This is a genomic window from Veillonella sp. 27098_8_77, assembly GCF_041431535.1.
Taxonomy (GTDB): Bacteria; Bacillota; Negativicutes; order Veillonellales; family Veillonellaceae; genus Veillonella.
The window spans coordinates 1-1,319 of record NZ_JAPVXW010000026.1; the positions used below are offsets into that span (position 1 = coordinate 1).

General features: G+C 34.4%; 1 protein-coding gene. It reads left to right on the forward strand.

Going from position 1 to position 1,319, the window contains the following annotated elements; genetic code table 11:
• Nucleotides 1-82: 82 nt before the first annotated feature.
• Complete coding sequence (locus O3617_RS09510; RefSeq protein WP_371449749.1) at nt 83-1,315, forward strand: ISL3 family transposase; 1,233 nt, start codon at nt 83-85, stop codon at nt 1,313-1,315.
• Nucleotides 1,316-1,319: the final 4 nt, after the last annotated feature.

Below are 1,319 nucleotides of genomic sequence, written 5' to 3' on the forward strand. Positions count from 1 at the left end.
TTTTTGCAAAAAAATAAGCATATAAGGCTCACATGCTTTACAATAAAAGTGTCAAAGTCCTAAAGAAAGGATGTGAGCTTATATGCCTACTACTGATTATACTGAATTTTTACATAATGTAAAACAAGAATATATTACAAATAGCTATGAATTAGACGGAGTATTTATTTTTGACATAGAATTACCAGCAACATCACATATTTGCCCAAAGTGTGGAGAAACCACAAAGCATATTAAGGATTACCGCATACGTACTGTAAAGTTTGGAAAAGTACAACGAGGTCCACTAATTGGAAAATACAGACAGCGTCGGTATATTTGTCCGCATTGTGGTCATTCTTTTGCTGAAAGCAATCCATTTGTACGAAAACATATGCAACTAAGTGTAACTAATATTAGAATGCTATTTGATAAACTTACTGAAAGTGTAACCTATACAGCTATTGCTAACGAGTGTGATACATCTATTACTACAGTATTACGTTATTGCTCTATGATCACTATACCTAAGCCCAAGACCTTACCCACTGTGATTGGTATTGATGAGTTTAAAGGAAATGCAGAAGGCTACCAATACCAAGTTAATTTAACTAATCCAGATACACATGAAATATTAGATATTTTACCGAAACGTGATACGCAAGCATTAATCCACTATTTTGCATCATTTAAACATAAGGATCGCCTACAAGTTAAGTTTATAGTAATGGATATGTCCATACAATTTAAGCGCATCATGGAGGCGCTATTTCCACATGCGCATATTATCTGTGATCGATACCATGTATGTCGACTTGTAGATTGGGCGGTAGAGCGAGTTAGAAAGCGTGAGCAACATAAACTGGCTGCTTATTCACGTATGTTAAAACAGAATCGACGTGTACTAATGAAGCATCCAGACCATTTAACGGAAGCCGAACATATTAAACTATGTGAAATACTTAGAATATCTGATGATTTACGAAAAGCATATGCTTTAAAACTTTCTTTTAGAAAAATCTTTTCAATCTATGGTAAACAAAGAATAGCTGCACATTTAACGCATTGGTTGGAATTAGTAAAAGCATCTGGCTTAAATGAATTTAATAACTTCTTTACATCATTTCCTGCATGGATGACGCAATTAACTAATGCATTCTTACTTCCATATTCTAATGGATACACAGAAGGAACTAACAACAAGATTAAGGTATTAAAACGGATAAGCTATGGACTTCGCCACTTTGGTAGATTTAGAGTACGTATTCTACTTTTGAGCAAAAAGAATGGCACCAACCATAACTATGATTGGTGCCAAAGAAGACTCGTAGGGTGAATAC